The organism is Amycolatopsis sp. A133 (assembly GCF_031082405.1).
Taxonomy (GTDB): domain Bacteria; phylum Actinomycetota; class Actinomycetes; order Mycobacteriales; family Pseudonocardiaceae; genus Amycolatopsis.
The window spans coordinates 317989-333538 of sequence record NZ_JAVHJU010000076.1 but is presented as its reverse complement, the minus strand read 5'-3'; the positions used below and the strand labels follow the sequence as shown (position 1 = coordinate 333538).

At 72.5% G+C, this 15550-nt stretch carries 16 protein-coding genes; 12 read left to right on the top strand and 4 right to left on the bottom strand.

Going from position 1 to position 15550, the window contains the following annotated elements:
• Positions 1–3: 3 nt before the first annotated feature.
• From Q5425_RS45150 to Q5425_RS45140, 3 genes are read left to right on the top strand one after another with little or no spacing between them, the layout of a single operon-like run.
• Complete coding sequence (locus tag Q5425_RS45150; protein WP_308678627.1) at positions 4–573, top strand: carboxymuconolactone decarboxylase family protein; 570 nt, start codon at positions 4–6, stop codon at positions 571–573.
• Positions 570–1442, top strand: coding sequence for a fumarylacetoacetate hydrolase family protein (locus Q5425_RS45145; protein WP_308678626.1), 873 nt, complete (start codon positions 570–572; stop codon positions 1440–1442). The genes Q5425_RS45150 and Q5425_RS45145 overlap by 4 nt, the downstream gene beginning before the upstream one ends.
• On the top strand, positions 1439–2293 hold the full coding sequence (locus tag Q5425_RS45140; protein ID WP_308678625.1) for a fumarylacetoacetate hydrolase family protein: 855 nt from the start codon (positions 1439–1441) through the stop codon (positions 2291–2293). The genes Q5425_RS45145 and Q5425_RS45140 overlap by 4 nt, the downstream gene beginning before the upstream one ends.
• On the opposite strand, the gene Q5425_RS45995 is transcribed toward Q5425_RS45140, so the two are convergent.
• Complete coding sequence (locus Q5425_RS45995; RefSeq protein ID WP_396135378.1) at positions 2211–2669, bottom strand: SRPBCC family protein; 459 nt, start codon at positions 2667–2669, stop codon at positions 2211–2213. The genes Q5425_RS45140 and Q5425_RS45995 overlap by 83 nt on opposite strands.
• A 195-nt stretch (positions 2670–2864) precedes the next feature.
• On the opposite strand from Q5425_RS45995, the gene Q5425_RS45990 reads away from it, so the two are divergent.
• Entirely contained in the window at positions 2865–3161 is a 297-nt protein-coding gene (locus Q5425_RS45990) for a TetR/AcrR family transcriptional regulator C-terminal domain-containing protein (RefSeq protein ID WP_396135381.1), read from the top strand.
• A gap of 30 nt (positions 3162–3191) precedes the next feature.
• On the opposite strand, the gene Q5425_RS45130 is transcribed toward Q5425_RS45990, so the two are convergent.
• A complete protein-coding gene (locus Q5425_RS45130; RefSeq protein WP_308678623.1) occupies positions 3192–3626 on the bottom strand; it encodes a glycogen operon protein GlgX in 435 nt (144 codons plus the stop codon).
• Positions 3627–3716: 90 nt separating this feature from the next.
• On the opposite strand from Q5425_RS45130, the gene Q5425_RS45125 reads away from it, so the two are divergent.
• From Q5425_RS45125 to Q5425_RS45110, 4 genes are all read left to right on the top strand, one after another.
• Positions 3717–4457: a TetR family transcriptional regulator gene (locus Q5425_RS45125; protein WP_308678622.1), complete on the top strand. Its 741-nt coding sequence runs from the start codon at positions 3717–3719 to the stop codon at positions 4455–4457.
• 107 nt (positions 4458–4564) lie between these two features.
• Entirely contained in the window at positions 4565–4888 is a 324-nt protein-coding gene (locus Q5425_RS45120; protein WP_308678621.1) for a DUF6204 family protein, read from the top strand.
• 452 nt (positions 4889–5340) lie between these two features.
• Positions 5341–6348 (top strand): YncE family protein, encoded by a 1008-nt coding sequence (locus tag Q5425_RS45115; RefSeq protein WP_308678620.1) that lies wholly within the window; start codon positions 5341–5343, stop codon positions 6346–6348.
• A 33-nt stretch (positions 6349–6381) separates the two neighbouring features.
• Positions 6382–7146, top strand: a complete 765-nt coding sequence (locus Q5425_RS45110; protein WP_308678619.1) for a PIG-L deacetylase family protein — start codon at positions 6382–6384, stop codon at positions 7144–7146.
• Here the strand turns inward: Q5425_RS45110 and Q5425_RS45105 are convergent.
• A complete protein-coding gene (locus tag Q5425_RS45105) occupies positions 7143–7724 on the bottom strand; it encodes a TetR family transcriptional regulator (RefSeq protein ID WP_308678618.1) in 582 nt (193 codons plus the stop codon). The genes Q5425_RS45110 and Q5425_RS45105 overlap by 4 nt on opposite strands.
• Positions 7725–7832: 108 nt before the next feature.
• On the opposite strand from Q5425_RS45105, the gene Q5425_RS45100 reads away from it, so the two are divergent.
• On the top strand, positions 7833–9395 hold the full coding sequence (locus tag Q5425_RS45100) for a GMC oxidoreductase (RefSeq protein ID WP_308678617.1): 1563 nt from the start codon (positions 7833–7835) through the stop codon (positions 9393–9395).
• Between the two features lie 29 nt (positions 9396–9424).
• On the top strand, positions 9425–10612 hold the full coding sequence (locus Q5425_RS45095; protein ID WP_308678616.1) for a lipase family protein: 1188 nt from the start codon (positions 9425–9427) through the stop codon (positions 10610–10612).
• 31 nt (positions 10613–10643) lie between these two features.
• Here Q5425_RS45095 and Q5425_RS45090 read toward each other — a convergent pair whose 3' ends face one another.
• On the bottom strand, positions 10644–11471 hold the full coding sequence (locus Q5425_RS45090) for a cytochrome P450 (RefSeq protein WP_308678615.1): 828 nt from the start codon (positions 11469–11471) through the stop codon (positions 10644–10646).
• Between the two features lie 224 nt (positions 11472–11695).
• On the opposite strand from Q5425_RS45090, the gene Q5425_RS45085 reads away from it, so the two are divergent.
• The gene (locus Q5425_RS45085; RefSeq protein ID WP_308678614.1) at positions 11696–14722 is read left to right on the top strand and encodes a DEAD/DEAH box helicase; all 3027 of its coding nucleotides are present in this window, start codon (positions 11696–11698) and stop codon (positions 14720–14722) included.
• Positions 14715–15446 carry a hypothetical protein gene (locus Q5425_RS45080; RefSeq protein ID WP_308678613.1) on the top strand — a complete coding sequence of 244 codons (732 nt, stop codon included), beginning with the start codon at positions 14715–14717 and terminating at the stop codon, positions 15444–15446. The genes Q5425_RS45085 and Q5425_RS45080 overlap by 8 nt, the downstream gene beginning before the upstream one ends.
• Positions 15447–15550 lie beyond the last annotated feature (104 nt).

The following is a 15550-nucleotide window of genomic DNA, read 5'->3' as shown; positions in this document are numbered from 1 at the left end:
CGCATGACGAGACTCCCGCGGCTCACCCCGGCAGGGCTGGACGACGACCAGCGCGCCCTCCACAACGCCATCGCGGCCGGACCGCGGGCGGGCGGCCCGTTTCCGCTCACCGACGCCGAGGGCGCGCTGACCGGGCCGTTCAACGCCATGCTGTTCGCGCCGCCGATCGGCCAGGCCCTGCAGCGGCTCGGTGCGGCCGTGCGCTACGAAACCGCGCTCCCGGCCCGCGTGCGGGAGCTGGCGATCCTGGCGGTGGCGGCGCGCTGGGACGCCGCGTTCGAGCGGTACGCGCACGAACCGGCCGCCCGCGCCGCCGGGGCGACGGACGCCCAGCTCGCCGCGATCGCCGCGCTGACCGTGCCGGAAGACCTCGGCGACGTCGAGCGCGCCGCCCTGCGGTTCGTGCTGGCGCTGCTGACCGAGGACGACGCCGACGACGTGACCTACGCCGAGACCGTGCCGGCCATTGGCAATCGCGTGGCCGTCGAGCTGACCACGCTGGTGGGCTACTACGCGACGCTGGCGTTGCAGCTGCGCGTCTTCCGAGTCACCGTCCCCGTGGAGCGCCCGTGAAGCTCGTGACCTTCGACGACGGCCTGGTCGGCCGCCTCGCCGACGACCTGGTCCTGGAACTCGACACCGCCTCGACACGCGAGTTCTTCGAACGCGGCGGGAGCGTGCCCGAAACCGGGCGCCGCTTCCGCGCGTCGGAGGTGCGCCTACGGGCCCCGATCGTGCCGAAGAAGTTCTTCCACACGGCCGGGAACTTCCGCGAGCACCACGAAGACCTCGCCCGCGTCAACTGGTCGCACCCGGTCAACAAGGGCATCGTGTTCTTCCAGAACGTCGACGCGATCATCGGCCCCGGCGACCCGGTCGTGTACCCGTCGCACCTGACGAACGAGCTGGACTACGAGCTCGAGATGGCCGTCGTGATCGGCAAGCCCGGCAAGTTCTTCACCGCCGAGCAGGCGGCCGAGCACATCGCCGGGTACCTGGTGTTCAACGACATCACCGCCCGCGACATCCAGCGCCGCGAGATGGAGTCCGGGGTGTTCTCGTTCTCCAAGGCGATCGACACGTTCTGCCCGATCGGCCCGTACATCGTCACCGCCGACGAGGTCGGCGACCCGCACGACCTCGACATGGAGCTGCGGGTGAACGGCCAGGTGCGGCAGAAGTCGAACACCGCGCGGATGTCGGTTTCGCTCCCGCAGCTGGTCGCCTACCACTCGCCGCAGGTCTACAGCGCGGGCGACCTCATCACGACCGGCACGGTCGCGGGGGTGGCCGCGAGCACCGGGAGCCCCATGGACAACTACCTCAAGCCCGGCGACGTGGTGGAGGCCGAGATCGAGAAGCTCGGCGTGCTCCGCAACCGGATCGTCTCGTGGGAAGAAGCCCACGGCACCCCGCCGCCGGCCGCCGGCCAGTGGCGGTGAGGCTGGCGAACGTCGGTGGCCGGGCCGCCCTGATCACCGGCGACCGCGCCCTCGACGTCTTCGACGCCGGCGGCTTCGGCCCCGACCCGATGGCCGTCCTGGCGGACTGGACGGCGTTCACCGAGTGGGCCCGCTCCGCACCGCCTGGTTCGGTCCCGGTCGACCCGGATCGGCTCGGGCCGCCCGTCCCGCGGCCGCGGCAGGTGTTCGCGGTGGCGCTCAACTACCCGCCGCACGCGGCCGAGGCCGGCTTCGAACCGCCGGCCGACCCGCTGGTGTTCACCAAGTTCCCGACCTGCATCGCGGGCCCGCGGGAAACGGTCGAGCTGCCGGGCGACCGGGTCGACTGGGAAGTCGAGCTGGTGGCGGCGATCGGCCGGGGCGGGCACCGGATCCCCGAGGAACGCGCGCTCGACCACGTCGCCGGCTTCTTGGTCGGCCAGGACCTTTCGGAGCGGCGGGTGCAGCTGCTCGGCAAGCCACCGCAGTTTTCGCTCGCCAAGTCGTTCCCCGGCTTCGGGCCGACCGGACCCCACCTGACGACCGTGGACGAACTGCCCGGCGGTGCCGCGATCACGTGCCTGCTCAACGGGTCCGTGGTGCAGAGTGCGTCCATAGAAGACATGATCTTCGGCGTCCCGGAACTGGTGTCCCGGCTGTCGGCGATTTGCGCGCTGCTGCCCGGCGATCTCATCTTCACCGGCACCCCGGGCGGGGTGGGCAACCGGATGGACCCACCGCGCTACCTGACCCCGGACGATGTGCTGATCAGCCGAATCGACGGCTTGGGCGAGCTGACGACGACGTTTCGCGAGGGTGCGGATCGCCGGTTCCGTCCAGGGTCCGCTTGACGGCTTCCAGGCCGCGCGACATCGCCCGCGCCATCGGTGCGGCGAGCTCCTCCGGCAGCAAATCGCGGGTCCACCGCAGCCGGCACCGCCGCTCGCCGTCGGCGACGACCTGCATGGAGGCGTTGTCGTGTTCCGGTCGCACGGTGCCGTCGACGACCGAGTAGACGATCCGGCGGGTGGCGTCGTCGACATCGACACATCGCTCGCGGACCACCGTGCCGTCGGCGAAGGTCACCACCCGGAAGCCGGCTTCGGCCCGGGTGTCCACCACGAACCCCGGGGCCATGCGTGAGGGGCCGGCGGCGAAGTCGCCGATCACCTCCCACACGTCGTCGGCGCCGGCCTCGATGACGATTTCCTTGCTGATGGAAGCCATTTCTCCCCTGTCCTTCATGGGCTGGGTGGCCAGCCTGGCCCACGGCCGCTCCGCGCGTCTTGAAGATCCTTGCGGCCATCGGCCGGCCCCCGGCGTCATGGCGCGGACGGCGGCGCGGGCCGAGCCGAGGAAGCCGCGGGTCGCGACGTGTCCGATGTTGCCGTCGGGACGGACGATCAGGACGGCCCGAACGCCATGGTCCTGCGAGAACGCGGCATCGCCGTCCTGCTCGACGGAGGACTCCCGCCGCACCTCGCCGCGCGCGCTTACGCCACCCTTGCCCGCTACGTCCTCGGCTTCGCGATCCAGCTGACCGGCGCCCAGGACCACGTGGAGCAGGAGCGGACGGCGGCCCATTTCCACCGCGTGCCGCCGGACCGGTATCCGGCCACCCTGGCCGTTGCCGGCTCCTTGCCGGTGCGCCTCGAAGAAGAATTCACCTTCGGCGTGGAGCTGATCATCAACGGCCTGCAGCACCTGCATGCCGGCTGACCCGGTCGCCGCCGGAGTGCCGGCCGGGCGCTACTGCCGGTGGATGCCGGCCAGGACGGCGTCGAGGCTCGGGAGCCACCGCCGCTGCGGATCCGGCGCGACCAGCCACTCGGTTCCGAAGTCGCCGCGTCGCGGAGCCGGCGGGAGGGGGAGCAGCGCTCCCCACGCGAGCACCTCGACGGCCCGGGGGAGGGCCGACTGCGGCGGGATGAGACCGTCGGTTTCGGCCAGGACCGCGACCCGCTGCCCGTGTGGCGTCGGCACGACGACGGCCGGGCCTTGGCACCCGGTGGCGGCGAGCCGGCCCAGTACCGGTGCGGCGTTCATCTTGGGCAGCGTCACCGCGCAGATCCCGTGCTCGAGAACCAGGAACGGCTGATCTCCGCGCCACTTCACCGGCCAGCCGAAGAGGCGCCGGTACACGGCGTCGGACGGCGTGACGGGCTCGATCGGCTGCAACGACATCGTCGACGCCTTCCGGGGGATCGTGCGGGCGAGACTCCCAGGTTAACGGCACTCAGTGCCACTAGCAACCCGGCTGCTAACTTTCCCGTCATGACCGATGCACCACGCCGCATGCCGGCCGCCCGGGCCGGAGCGACCCCGGCGGGCCGGCGGCGGCTGCGTCGCGCGCTCGCCTCCGCGGCGGTGGACCTGTTCGCGGCGAACGGCTACGAGGCCACGACGGTGGACGAGATCGCGGCCGCGGCCGGAGTCGGCCGCCGCACGTTCTTCCGGTACTTCGAAACGAAGGACGACGTGCTCTTCGCCAACCACGACGAAATCGTGGCCGAGATGGAAGCGGTGTTCGCGGCCGCGGACCCCGGGCGCGACCCGGTCGAGGTGGCGTGCGCCGCGGTCGGGCTGGTCCTCGACTCCTACGCCGCCGACCTCGACGTGTCGCTCAAGCGGTTCGCGTTGACTCGCGCGGTGCCTGCGTTGCGGGACAAGGAAGTCGCGACCGTCGACCGCTACCAGCGCGTCCTCGCGCGTTACCTGCAGGCGCGGTTCGAGGACCGCGGCGACGAGGCGGCGAGCTTGCGTGCGGCGGTGATCGCGGCGGCGATCGCCGCGGCCAACAACCACGTGCTCCGCCGGTGGCTGCGCAGCGGCGGGAAGGGTGACATCAAAACCGGTGCGGCCGAGGCTTTCGCGCTGGTCGGCGACGCTTTCCGGCCCGCGGGCGAAGACTTGGCCACGGTGGTCGCGGTGATGACCACGGCGACTCCGCTGCAGCAGGTCGTCGCCGAAGTCCGGGCCGCGCTCGGCGCCGACGGTGACCGGCCCGCGTCCTAGCGGCTGTGGCACTGGGTGCCACAGACGGACCCGCCGTCGCCGGCGGTCGCAGCCGGGGGGAAGAAAATCCGTCCGCTTCCGGAAAGCGTTTCGCTACCCTGACGCGCATGCCGACCTACCGCGTCCTCGTCCGGGGCAAGTTCGACCGACCGGCCGGGGCCGTCCGCGAAAGGCTCTTGGCCAACGCGAGCGACGACGACCTTTCCGGCCTGTCGTTCAGCGAAGCGGGAACGCTGACCTACAGCCGGCACCTGGGTGGGTTCAGCTTCCGGGTCCTGATCGAGGTCCCCGCGGGCGACGACGCCGAACAACGGGCTCACGACGAGGCCGAGCTGCTGGTGATGGATCTGCTGGAACGCGAGGGGTATCCGTACCGCGACCTCACGGTCAGCTCGACCCGCATGGACGACATCAGAACCGCGCGCCGCTGAAGACGGCCGGCCCGGTCCGGCTCACGAAGTGGTGGTGGTGGCTCGCTTCGGGGCGCCGGGATACCCGCACTCCTCGGCGATCAAACAAGCGTTACCGCGGCCCCGGATCGCTCGGGCACCGGTTCCGTGCCGGTATTCCTGCGGATTCGGGTGGACGAGTGCACCGTCGTGGTCGCCCATTCCTGTATATTGCCGGTCGGTGACTCGAATGGGGGGCCGGATTCTGCGGTGATCCGCTTGCCGCGGTGGTGTCTTCACCCGTCGAGGCGATCATGATCATGTTCCGGTGGCAGGCTCACCGAGCCGTCGGTTAGCGTGGAACCGGCCGGCGAAATCGGCGCGCCACAAGCGCCTCGCCCACCGGCGGCCCCGGAAGGCGTCCGATCAGCAAATCTGAAAAGCCTTCAATTCCCCGTGGAAGACTCGCCAGGCAGCTTATTTGGGAGAAGGCAATGTCATCAGGCAATGGTGCGACGAGGATTCCTCGTTCGCGCACGCCCGCCGGACGGTTTTTGCGCCGGCGGGTGAACCGGGTGGTGGCGGCAGTGCTGCTCTCATTCGGTCTCCTCTGCCCCGACGCGCACGCTTATCCCGCGCGTATTCAGGTATTCGTGGCGAACAGCGGTTCCGACACCGTCACCGTGTACGACACCCGGATGAGGGAGGTGGTGGCGACCGTCCGGGTTGGACGGTCGCCGGTCGGGGTGGGCGCGGCCCCCGACGGGGACCGGGTCTACGTCACCAATGAACTCTCCGACACCGTGACGGTGATCGACGCCCGGACGTACGCGACCCTGGCGACCGTGCCGGTCGGTGTTCACCCGTTCGGCGTCGCCGTCACCGGCTCGCACGCCTACGTGACCAACTTCGGCGCCGACAACGTCACCGTGATCGACACCGAGACGAACACCGTGACGCGGCAGATCCCGGTCGGCCGGTTCCCGCACAGCCCGGTCGCCAGCCCGGACGGGCGCCGGGTGTACGTGACCAACAACGGTGCGGCCAGCGTGTCGGTCATCGACACCGGGTCGGACCGGGTCGTCGGGACGCTGCCCGTGGGCCGGTTCCCGGCCGGGATCGCGATCAACACGGGCGGCGACCACGCCTACGTGGCGACCACCGGGGCGAACAGCGTGGATGCGATCACCCTCAGCGCGCCCCCGTTGCGGGCGACGCACGAGGTCGGGCAAACGCCGATCGGCGTCGCGGTCACCCCGCGCGGCCAGGTCTACGTCGCCAACGCCGGTTCCGACACGGTGTCGCTGCTCGGCCGGAACCCGCCGGGGCCGATCCCGGTGCAGGACGAGCCCGAGGGCCTGGCGGCGGCTCCCGACAGCAGCTACGTGTTCGTCACGAACTCCGCTTCGGGGTCGATGTCGGTCATCGACATCGCGACGAACACCGTCATCGAGACGGTGCCCGTCGGCAGCGAACCGGAGGGGCTCGCCGTGACTTCGTGAACGCGGGGCGCGGCGGCCCCGGAATGCGGCAGGATGGCGGGCATGACGTTGCCAGCTCTGCCCGAGGAGTCCTTCCGGCGCGTGCTCTGCGTCGTCGCGCACCCCGACGACATGGAGTACGGCACGTCCGCGGCCGTCGCCCGCTGGACCGCGCGCGGCATCGAGGTCGGCTACCTCCTGCTCACCCGCGGCGAGGCCGGCATGCCGAACCCGCCCGAGGAGACGGCCCGCCTGCGCGTCGCCGAGCAGCAGGCCGCCTGCGCCGTCGTCGGCGTTGAGCACCTGACCGTCCTCGAGCACCCGGACGGCGTGCTCGTCTACGGCCTCGACCTGCGCCGGGACATCTGCCGGGAGATCCGCCGGTTCAAGCCCGACGTCGTCTACGGCACCGGCTTCGAGGTCGAGACGCCCTGGGGCTTCGACCAGGCCGACCACCGCGCGGCCGGGCTCGCGACGCTGGACGCGATCCGGGACGCGGGCAACCGGTGGGTCTTCCCGGAGCAGATCGACGACGAGGGCCTCGAGCCGCACTCCGCGCGCTGGTACCTCACCCCGGGCATGACGGACGCGACCCACGGCGTCGACGTCACCGGCGAGCCGCTGCGCCGCGGAGTCGCTTCGCTGGAGGCGCACGCGGCGTACCTGGCCGCGCTCCCGGACCACCCGGCGCCCGCCGACTTCATCCCGCAGTTCGCCGCGATGAGCGGCCAGGCCATGGGCGTCGAGCACGCCGTCCTGTTCCGCGCCCACGATCTGCAGGCCCCGCCGGAGCGCTCCGCCGAAGCCGCCCAGGATTAGCCGGCGTCCGCGGTCCGGTCCCGCGCGCCGGCGAGGCCGTCGAGGAACACCCGCACCAGCCGCTCCGCCGGTTCCGCGGGCTGCCGCGGGGCCAGCCCCGACACCAGTGCCGCCTCGTGCATCTCGAACAGCAGCGCCAGGTCCGCCGGTTCGAGGTCCGGCCGCACGGTGCCTTCGCGCTGTGCCTGCTCGAAAGCCGGGCGCAGCAACGAAATCAGGGCGTGGGTGTACTGGCGCTGGCTGCGCTCCGGCAGCTCGCGGAACAGCCGGACGAGCGGGCGCCGCCGGGCCTGCATGGCGAGCACCGCCCGCAGCAGCTCGCGGAACGGCTCCCGGCCGCGCACCTGGTTCTTGAGCGCGGCGAGGTGGTGCGCGGCGACGGCGAGGGCCAGCGCCGTCCGGTCGGGGAAGTGCCGGTAGACGGTCGCGCGGCCGAGGCCGGTGCGGCGGGCCACCTCGTCCAGCGCGACGTCGGCGTCTTCGCTGAACGCTTCGTCGGCCGCGCGCAGGATCGCCTCGCGGTTGCGCCGGGCGTCGACGCGCCGGGGCACGGCCGCGGACGGTCGCACTGCGCGCATGGAACGGCACCCTACTCGCGAGTAGTGAGACCGGCAATCCGTTCCATCTCTCGTTTCGGGTTCCTACAGTCACCGGAGGGTCATGATCGCCCCCGGAGGAGCCCGCCCATGCGCACCCTGAACCGCCGTACCGTCCTGCGGGGCACCGCCGCCGTCGCCGGCGTCGCCGCACTCGGAGCGGGCCGCGTGCCGGTCACCCGGGAGGAACACCGGGTCGTGATCATCGGGTCCGGGTTCGGCGGCGGGGTCACCGCGCTGCGGCTCGCCCAGGCCGGGGTGCCGGTGCTGGTGCTCGAACGCGGACGGCGCTGGCCGACCGGACCGGACGCCGAGACGTTCCCGCACCCGACGTCGGCGCCCGACAAGCGGATCTTCTGGCTGGGCTCGGCGCCCGCGTTGCCGGGCCTGCCGTCGCTGCCGCCGTTCGAGCGCTACACCGGGCTGCTGGAGCAGGTCGCCGGCCAGGGGATGAGCATGATGTGCGCGGCCGGTGTCGGCGGCGGCTCGCTGGTCTACCAGGGCATGACGCTGCAGCCGACGGCCGAGCTGTTCCACGCCTGCTTCCCCGAGCAGCTCGACTACGCGCGGCTGGCCGCCGAGTACTACCCGCGCGTCGCCGCCATGCTCCGCATCGCCACCGCACCGGACACCCTCGTCGAAAGCAGGCCGTACAAGGCGTCCCGGATCTTCGCCCGCAACGCGCGCAACGCCGGCTACGCCGTCGAGAAGATCCCGATGCCGATCGACTGGGACTACGCGCTGCGCGAGCTCGACGGCGAGCTGAAACCGTCCTACACCAACGGCGACTGCGCCCTCGGGGTGAACAACGGCGGCAAGCACTCGGTCGACGTCACCTACCTCGCGGCCGCCGAGGCCACCGGCCGCTGCACCGTCGCGCCCCTGCACAACGTCACCGGCGTCGCGCTGGCCCCGGACGGCCGCTGGGAGATCCGGGCCGACCGCATCAACACCGGCGGGACCGTCCTGGAGAAGAAGGTCCTGACGGCGAAGGCGCTCGTCATGGCGGCCGGCACGGCGAACACCACCCGGCTGCTGATGCGGGCGGGTGCGAGGGGCGACATCCCCGACCTGCCCGACGGGCTCGGCGCCGGCTGGGGCACCAACGGCGACCGCATCTACACGTGGACGAACCTCGCCGACGACTTCGGCGCCCCGCAGGGCGGCCCGGTCGTCTACGGCAGCAAGGAGTGGGACGACCCCGCGACGGCCAACACCGTCATCCAGGCGTCGCTGCCGCCGCTGCCGGACCTGCGGACCACGATGCTCGTCGGGTACGGCATCAGCGAAGGCCGCGGCCGGTTCGTCTACGACGCGGCGAAGGACGACGCCGTCCTGCACTGGCCCTCCGGCGGCGACGCGAAGCTGAGCGCCCGCATCCGCGAGCGGATCACCCGCATCGCCGGCCCGCTCGGGGTGCTGCTCGACACCACCGCCGTCGTGCCGAGCACCTGGCACCCGCTCGGCGGCGCCGCGATGGGCTCGGTCTGCGACCTGGACGGCCGCGTGCTCGGCCACCGCGGGCTCTACGTGCTCGACGGCGCGTTGATGCCCGGCACGACCGCCGCCTGCAACCCGTCGATGACCATCGCCGCGCTCGCCGAGCGCGCGCTGGACCACCTGATCGCCGAAGACGCCGACCGCGTCTTCTGACCCCGAGTCGGACTCAACGAGGAGTTCCCGTGCGCCGAAGCCCCGTCTGGACGGTCCTGCTGGCCGTCGTCGTCACCCTGCTCACCCTGCCCTCCACGGTGTCCGCGAGCGCCGCGGCCGCCGATCCGCCGCGCGGCCCCGACGGCGACGCCTTCTACACACCACCGAGCCCGCTGCCGGACGGCGCCGACGGCGCCGTCGTCTGGTGGCGGCCGCTGCCGGATTCCGGCACGGCCAAGGGCTATCTCGTGCTGTACCGGTCGAGGTCCGCGACGGACACGCCGATCGCGGTGTCGGGCCGGGTCCTGGTGCCGGCCGCGCCCTGGACCGGCGCCGGCCCGCGCCCGATCGTCTCGGTGGCCAGCGGCACCCGCGGCATCGGCGACCGCTGCGCGCCCTCGAAGTTCCAGCCGGACTACGAGAAGCCGCTGTTCGTCGACGCGATGCTGAGCCGCGGCTGGGCCGTCGCGATCACCGACTACGAGGGCCTCGGCACGCCGGGCCGGCACACCTACGTCGTCGGCCGTTCGGAGGGCCACACGGTGATCGACGCCGTCCGCGCGGCCACCCGGCTCCCGGCCACCGGCCTGGCCACCGGCGGACCGGTCGCGTTCTCCGGGTACTCCCAAGGCGGCGGGGGAGCGGCCTGGGCGGGCGAGCTGGCGCCGTCGTACGCGCCGGAGCTGCACGTCGCCGGGATCACGGCCGGCGGCACGCCCGCGGACCTGAACGCGGTGGCCAAGGGCCTCGACGGCGGCATCGGGTTCGGGTTCCTGCTGCTTTCGGCGCTCGGCCTGGACGCGGCGTACCCCGAGCTGGACCTGCCGGGCTACCTCAACGACCGCGGCCGCACACTGTACGCAACGCAGCAGGAGGCGTGCGTCGACGCGGTGTTCGGCTACGCGTTCGGGCACATCGCCGACTACACGACTTCGAACCCGCTCACCACGGCGAAGTGGCAGGCGCGGCTGGCCGAGAACGAACTGGGCGCCCGCCCGCCGAAGGCGCCGATCTTCCTGTTCCACGGCAGCCTCGACGAGATCATCCCGCTGTCGCAGGCCCAGACCCTGCGGCGCGAGTACTGCGCGGCCGGGGCCGACGTCACGTGGGGCACCTACCTCGGCGAGCACGTGACGACGCTGGCGTTCTCCGCGGGCGACGTCGTGACGTACTTGGCCGACCGGTTCGCGGGCAAGCCGGCGCGCACCAACTGCTGAGCGGCGGGCGCCGGCGAACCCGGTGCCCGCGTCAGGACCAGGTGATGGGCAGGGAATGCACGCCGAAGATCAGCATGTCGCTGCGCACGGGAATCTCGTCCGCCGGGGCCGCGAGCCGCAGGTCCGGGAGCCGCTGGATCAGTTCGGCCAGGCCGACCCGGAGCTCGGACCTGGCCAGTTGCTGGCCGAGGCATTGGTGCACGCCGTGGCCGAAGGCCAGGTGGGGGTTCCGGGGGCGGGTGAGGTCGAGGCGTTCGGGTTCCGGCCACTGGTCCTGCGCGCGGTTGGCCTGCGGGACGGACAGCAGCACCGTGTCGCCGGCCGCGATCGGGGTGCCGGCGATCGTGGTGGCCTCCGTCGCGATGCGGGTCGGTCCGATGTGGATGATCGAAAGGTAGCGGAGCAGCTCGTCGACGCCGTCGTCGAGCACCGTGGGGTCGGCGCGGACGGCGGCCAGCTGGTCCGGGTGCTCCAGCAGGGCGAAAGTGGCCAGCGCCAGCATGTTCGCCGTCGTTTCGTGGCCGGCGCCCAGCAGCACGGTGGCGATGTCGATCAGCTCGGTGCCGGTCAAGGGCGGCTCCGCGTCACCGTGGATGAGGCCGGAGAGCAGGTCGTCGGCCGGGTGCTCCCGCTTGGCCTCGACGCGATCGCCCACCGGCGCCCGTTCGCTGCGCTCGGTGTAGGGATCGGTGGCGTAGTAACCGAATTCGCCGGCCGCCCGCCGGTACTGGGCGGCTCCGTCGGGACGGATCCGGCGATCCCGCTCCGCGCGGTACTTCTCGCGCAGGGCCTCGGGGTCGAAGCCGAGCTGCTCGGGGGTGAGGCGGGTGCGGTCCAGGCCTGCCGGCTGCGAGGACATGTGATCCCTTCCGCCTGCCGGGGCAGGGCGTGGTCGTCCGGAGCGAACACTCGATTAAATCAACTGCTTGACTTAGGCTACCGCGAAGATCGGCCGAAGAGGAGGCCGGGTGCCGTGAATTTCGAACCGGCGACCCGGCCGAACCGGAGACGGCCCGCGCCGGCGCCACGCCCGCCGTGCGACGATCTGCGGGAACCCGAACCCGGACGAAGGAGCCCCAGACCTTGCCCGTGGTGCACGCGCTGTGGTCTCCGGGCCGGGGTCTGCTGCTCTGGGCGGAGCACGACGGCGGCCCGGCCGGCACGTCGAGTCGTTCGGCGCGGATCGCGCTTCCGCATCCGTTCGCCGTCTCCAGCGCGAAACTGACCGCCCTGCACCCCGGAAAGCCCACCTCGGCGACGTTGCTGCTCCCGTCGCGGGCGAACCGGCCGCTCAGCTCTTCCGAGCCGGCCGCGGGCGGCAAGCGACGTGGCCCGGCGCCGTCGTTGCGGGCGTGGTCGGTGCCGGCGTTGATCGTGGACGCGACCGAACTGGACGACCTCGACGACTCGGCCTCCTACGGCTCGTCGGTCACCCACCTGCGGGCGGTGGCCCGCCTGGCCGCGGATCTGGTGCGGCGCGGGCGGGTGCTGCCGACGCTGGTCCGCCAGGGTGATGCGGCGGAAGCGCGGTGGCGCCCGGTGCTCCAGGGTGTGGACTTCGTCGCGTTCGACGCGCTGGTCGCGGCCATGCCGCCGGTCGGGCGGGCCGAGCAGGTCGCGCCGCTCACCGGTGCCTCGCCGCGCGCGCTCGTGACCGATGCCCTTCACGCCCTGGTCGACGCCGCGGTCCGGGACCGGCTGGCGCGGGCGGATCCGCCCGTCGACCTGCGCGGGGGCCGGGGCGCGGCCGGCGTGTGGCTGTCCGCTCTGCAGGGCGGCCTTCCCCGCGTCGAGCTGCCGCTGGGTGAGCTCGGTGTCCTGGCCGGCGCCGTCGCGAAGTGGGACGAGGTCGCCGACACCGACGTCGTCGACGGCCGGGCGTGTTTCCGGCTGGCCGAAGTCGGCACCCTGCGGCAGCCGGACGCGGACGACCCCGACGACCAGACCGGGGACGGCACCAAGTGGCAGCTGCAGTTCCTCCTGCGCGCGACGGCCGATCCGAGCTTGCTGCTGTCGGCGGGGCAGATCTGGTCAGGCGAGGCGAACGGGCTGGTCAGAGATCCGAACGGGCTGTTCGTCGCCGAACTGGGCCGGGCCGCGCTGGTGGAACCGATGCTGGCGCCGGCCTTGCGCCGGACCCGGCCGTCCGAGTACGACCTGACTGTCGAGGAAGCGGAACGGTTCCTCACCTCGGGCGCGACCCGGCTGGTCGAGGCCGGGTTCGAAGTGCAGCTCCCGGCCACCTGGGACGGCAGGCGCCGGCTCGGGCTGCGCCTGTCGGTCCGCAGCACGCCCTCCGAACAGGTCGTCGCCCGCAGCCGGGTCGGCCGCGACGAGCTGGGCGGGTTCCGCTGGACGATCGCGGTCGGCGACGACGAGATCGGCCAAGAAGAACTGGCCAGGCTCGTCGCGGCGAAGACGCCGCTGGTGCGGCTGCGCGGCCGGTGGATCAGCGTCGACGCCGACCGGCTCCGCGCCGGTCTCGAGTTCCTGCGCCGCGACCCGCACCGGCACGCCGGCCGGCCCACCGCGGCCGAGCTGCTGGAACTCGTCCACCTCGCGCGGGAGACGCCGCTCCCGGTCACCGACGTCAGCGCCGGCGGCTGGGTCGGGGACGTCCTGGCCGGGCGGGTCCACCAGGCCCTGCGGCCGGTCGCGTTGCCGCCGTCGTTCCGGGCCACGCTGCGCCCCTACCAGCAGCGGGGCGTGGCCTGGCTGGCTTTCATGTCGGCACTGGGGCTCGGTGCGTGCCTCGCCGACGACATGGGCCTCGGCAAAACCGTCCAGACGCTGGCGCTCGAGGCCGTCGAGCGGGCGGACGACAACGACAGCCGGCCGACGTTGGTGCTGTGCCCGATGTCGCTGGTCGGCATGTGGCAGCGGGAGGCGGCGAACTTCGCGCCGGGCCTGCGTGTCCACGCCCACCACGGCAGCGCCCGCGCGCACGGGGACGTGCTCGCCGAGCAGGTCGCCGCGGCCGACCTCGTCGTCACGACCTACACCACCGCAGCCCGTGACGCCGCCGAACTCGAGACGTTCGCCTGGCGGCGCCTGGTGCTCGACGAAGCGCACGCCATCAAGAACGCCGACACCGCGACGGCCAAGGCGGTCCGGCGGTTCACCGCCGGGCACCGGCTCGCGCTGACCGGCACCCCGGTGGAAAACCGGCTGGCGGACCTCTGGTCGGTCCTGGACCTGCTCAACCCGGGGCTGCTCGGCAGCCGGTTCGAGTTCCGGCAGCGGTTCGCGGCCCCGATCGAGCGCAGCGGTGACACCGCCGCGGCCGCCGCGCTGCGCCGGCTCACGCAGCCGTACCTGCTGCGCCGGGTGAAGACCGACCCCGCGATCGTCCCCGAGCTCCCGGAAAAGCTCGAGATCCGGCAGGAATACCGGCTCACCCGCGAACAGGGCACGCTGTACAGCGCGATCGTCGACGAGATGATGAAGAAGATCGAGAACAGCCACGGCATCAAGCGCCGCGGCAACATCCTCGCCGCGATCACGAAGCTCAAGCAGGTCTGCAACCACCCCGCGCACCTGCTGCACGACGGCTCCCCGATCGGAAACCGGTCCGGCAAGGTCAGCCGCCTCGAAGAGGTCCTGGCGGAAATCCTGGCGTCGGGCGATCGGGTGCTGTGCTTCACCCAGTACACCGAATTCGGCCACCTGCTCGTGCCCCACCTGTCCGGCCGGCTCGGCACCGAAGTCGCGTTCCTGCACGGCGGCCTGGCCAAAGGGGCGCGAGACGCGATCGTGGAACGCTTCCAGTCCGGCGACGGGCCGCGGATCCTCCTGCTCTCGCTCAAGGCAGGCGGCTCCGGCCTCACGCTGACCGCCGCCAGCCAGGTCCTGCACCTGGACCGCTGGTGGAACCCGGCGGTGGAGAACCAGGCCACCGACCGGGCGTTCCGGATCGGGCAGGGACGCACCGTCCAGGTCCGGAAGTTCGTCTGCCCGGGCACCATCGAGGAACGCATCGACACCCTCATCACCAAGAAACGCGCGCTCGCGGGCATGGTCGTCGGCGAAGGCGAAAGCTGGCTCACCGAACTGTCCACGGACGCGCTGCGCGGGGTGCTCGCGCTGGGGGAGGAGGCGATCGATGACTGACCCGCTCCCGTGGTGGCCGGCCCGGTTCATCCGGGCGTTGACGGCGATCGGCGTCCTCCTGCCCGCGCAGGGCCAGGGAAGGGTCGTGTCCTTGGCGGTCGGCGCCGGGCGCGTCGAGGCCGAGGTGCAGGACAGCCGCCAGTACCAGGTGCGAATCGGGCTGACGGCGTTCGGGAAGACGGACTGGGCGGCGATCACCCACGCCCTCGCGGCGAAAGCGTCGACCACGGTCCTCCTGCTCCGCGGCGAGCTGCCCCGCGACGTCGAAGAGACCTTCAAGGCGGTCCGGCTGCCGTTGTTCCCGTCGTCGGCACGGGAGGTGTCACTGGACTGCACGTGCCCGTCCGCCGAGGTGCCGTGCGGCCACCTGAACGCGGTGTTCTCCGCGCTCGTGGCGCGGGTCGGCGACGACCCGTTCACCGTTCTCGCGCTGCGTGGCCGCAACCGCGAAACGCTGCTCGAGGAGCTGAAGAACCGGCTCATGTCCGCCGGGCCACTCGATCCCGGCGACCGGTCTCCGGCCTTGACCGAAGTCATGGACACGTTCTTCGACAGCGGTGCGGCGCCGGGCCTGGGCGGCGCGGCGCCGCTGCACCGGCCGCGGACGCCGTCCGACGCGCTCTTGGACCAGGCCCCGCCGTTCCCGATCACGGTGGGCGGCGAGGACGTCGCCGAGCTGCTCCGCCCGGTGTACCAGGCCCTCGCCGGCGAGGACGGCCCCTAGCGGCTCCTGGACCGGGCGCGCGCGGCCGGACACACTGGTTCGATGCCGACCGCGTACCGGAGCCCCCGTGGTCGAGAGGCGGTGCGGCAGTGGTGTTCGGCCGC

Bases quoted from the DNA above. Each gene is read 5' to 3' on its own strand.
- Q5425_RS45150 (WP_308678627.1), top strand. From the start codon at position 4: ATGACGAGACTCCCGCGGCTCACCCCGGCAGGGCTGGACGACGACCAG.
- Q5425_RS45105 (WP_308678618.1), bottom strand. From the start codon at position 7,724: ATGCGCGCAGTGCGACCGTCCGCGGCCGTGCCCCGGCGCGTCGACGCC.
- Q5425_RS45080 (WP_308678613.1), top strand. From the start codon at position 14,715: ATGACTGACCCGCTCCCGTGGTGGCCGGCCCGGTTCATCCGGGCGTTG.
- Q5425_RS45110 (WP_308678619.1), top strand. From the start codon at position 6,382: ATGGCGGGCATGACGTTGCCAGCTCTGCCCGAGGAGTCCTTCCGGCGC.
- Q5425_RS45995 (WP_396135378.1), bottom strand. From the start codon at position 2,669: ATGGCTTCCATCAGCAAGGAAATCGTCATCGAGGCCGGCGCCGACGAC.
- Q5425_RS45125 (WP_308678622.1), top strand. From the start codon at position 3,717: ATGACCGATGCACCACGCCGCATGCCGGCCGCCCGGGCCGGAGCGACC.
- Q5425_RS45990 (WP_396135381.1), top strand. From the start codon at position 2,865: ATGGTCCTGCGAGAACGCGGCATCGCCGTCCTGCTCGACGGAGGACTC.
- Q5425_RS45100 (WP_308678617.1), top strand. From the start codon at position 7,833: ATGCGCACCCTGAACCGCCGTACCGTCCTGCGGGGCACCGCCGCCGTC.
- Q5425_RS45115 (WP_308678620.1), top strand. From the start codon at position 5,341: ATGTCATCAGGCAATGGTGCGACGAGGATTCCTCGTTCGCGCACGCCC.
- Q5425_RS45130 (WP_308678623.1), bottom strand. From the start codon at position 3,626: ATGTCGTTGCAGCCGATCGAGCCCGTCACGCCGTCCGACGCCGTGTAC.
- Q5425_RS45120 (WP_308678621.1), top strand. From the start codon at position 4,565: ATGCCGACCTACCGCGTCCTCGTCCGGGGCAAGTTCGACCGACCGGCC.
- Q5425_RS45090 (WP_308678615.1), bottom strand. From the start codon at position 11,471: ATGTCCTCGCAGCCGGCAGGCCTGGACCGCACCCGCCTCACCCCCGAG.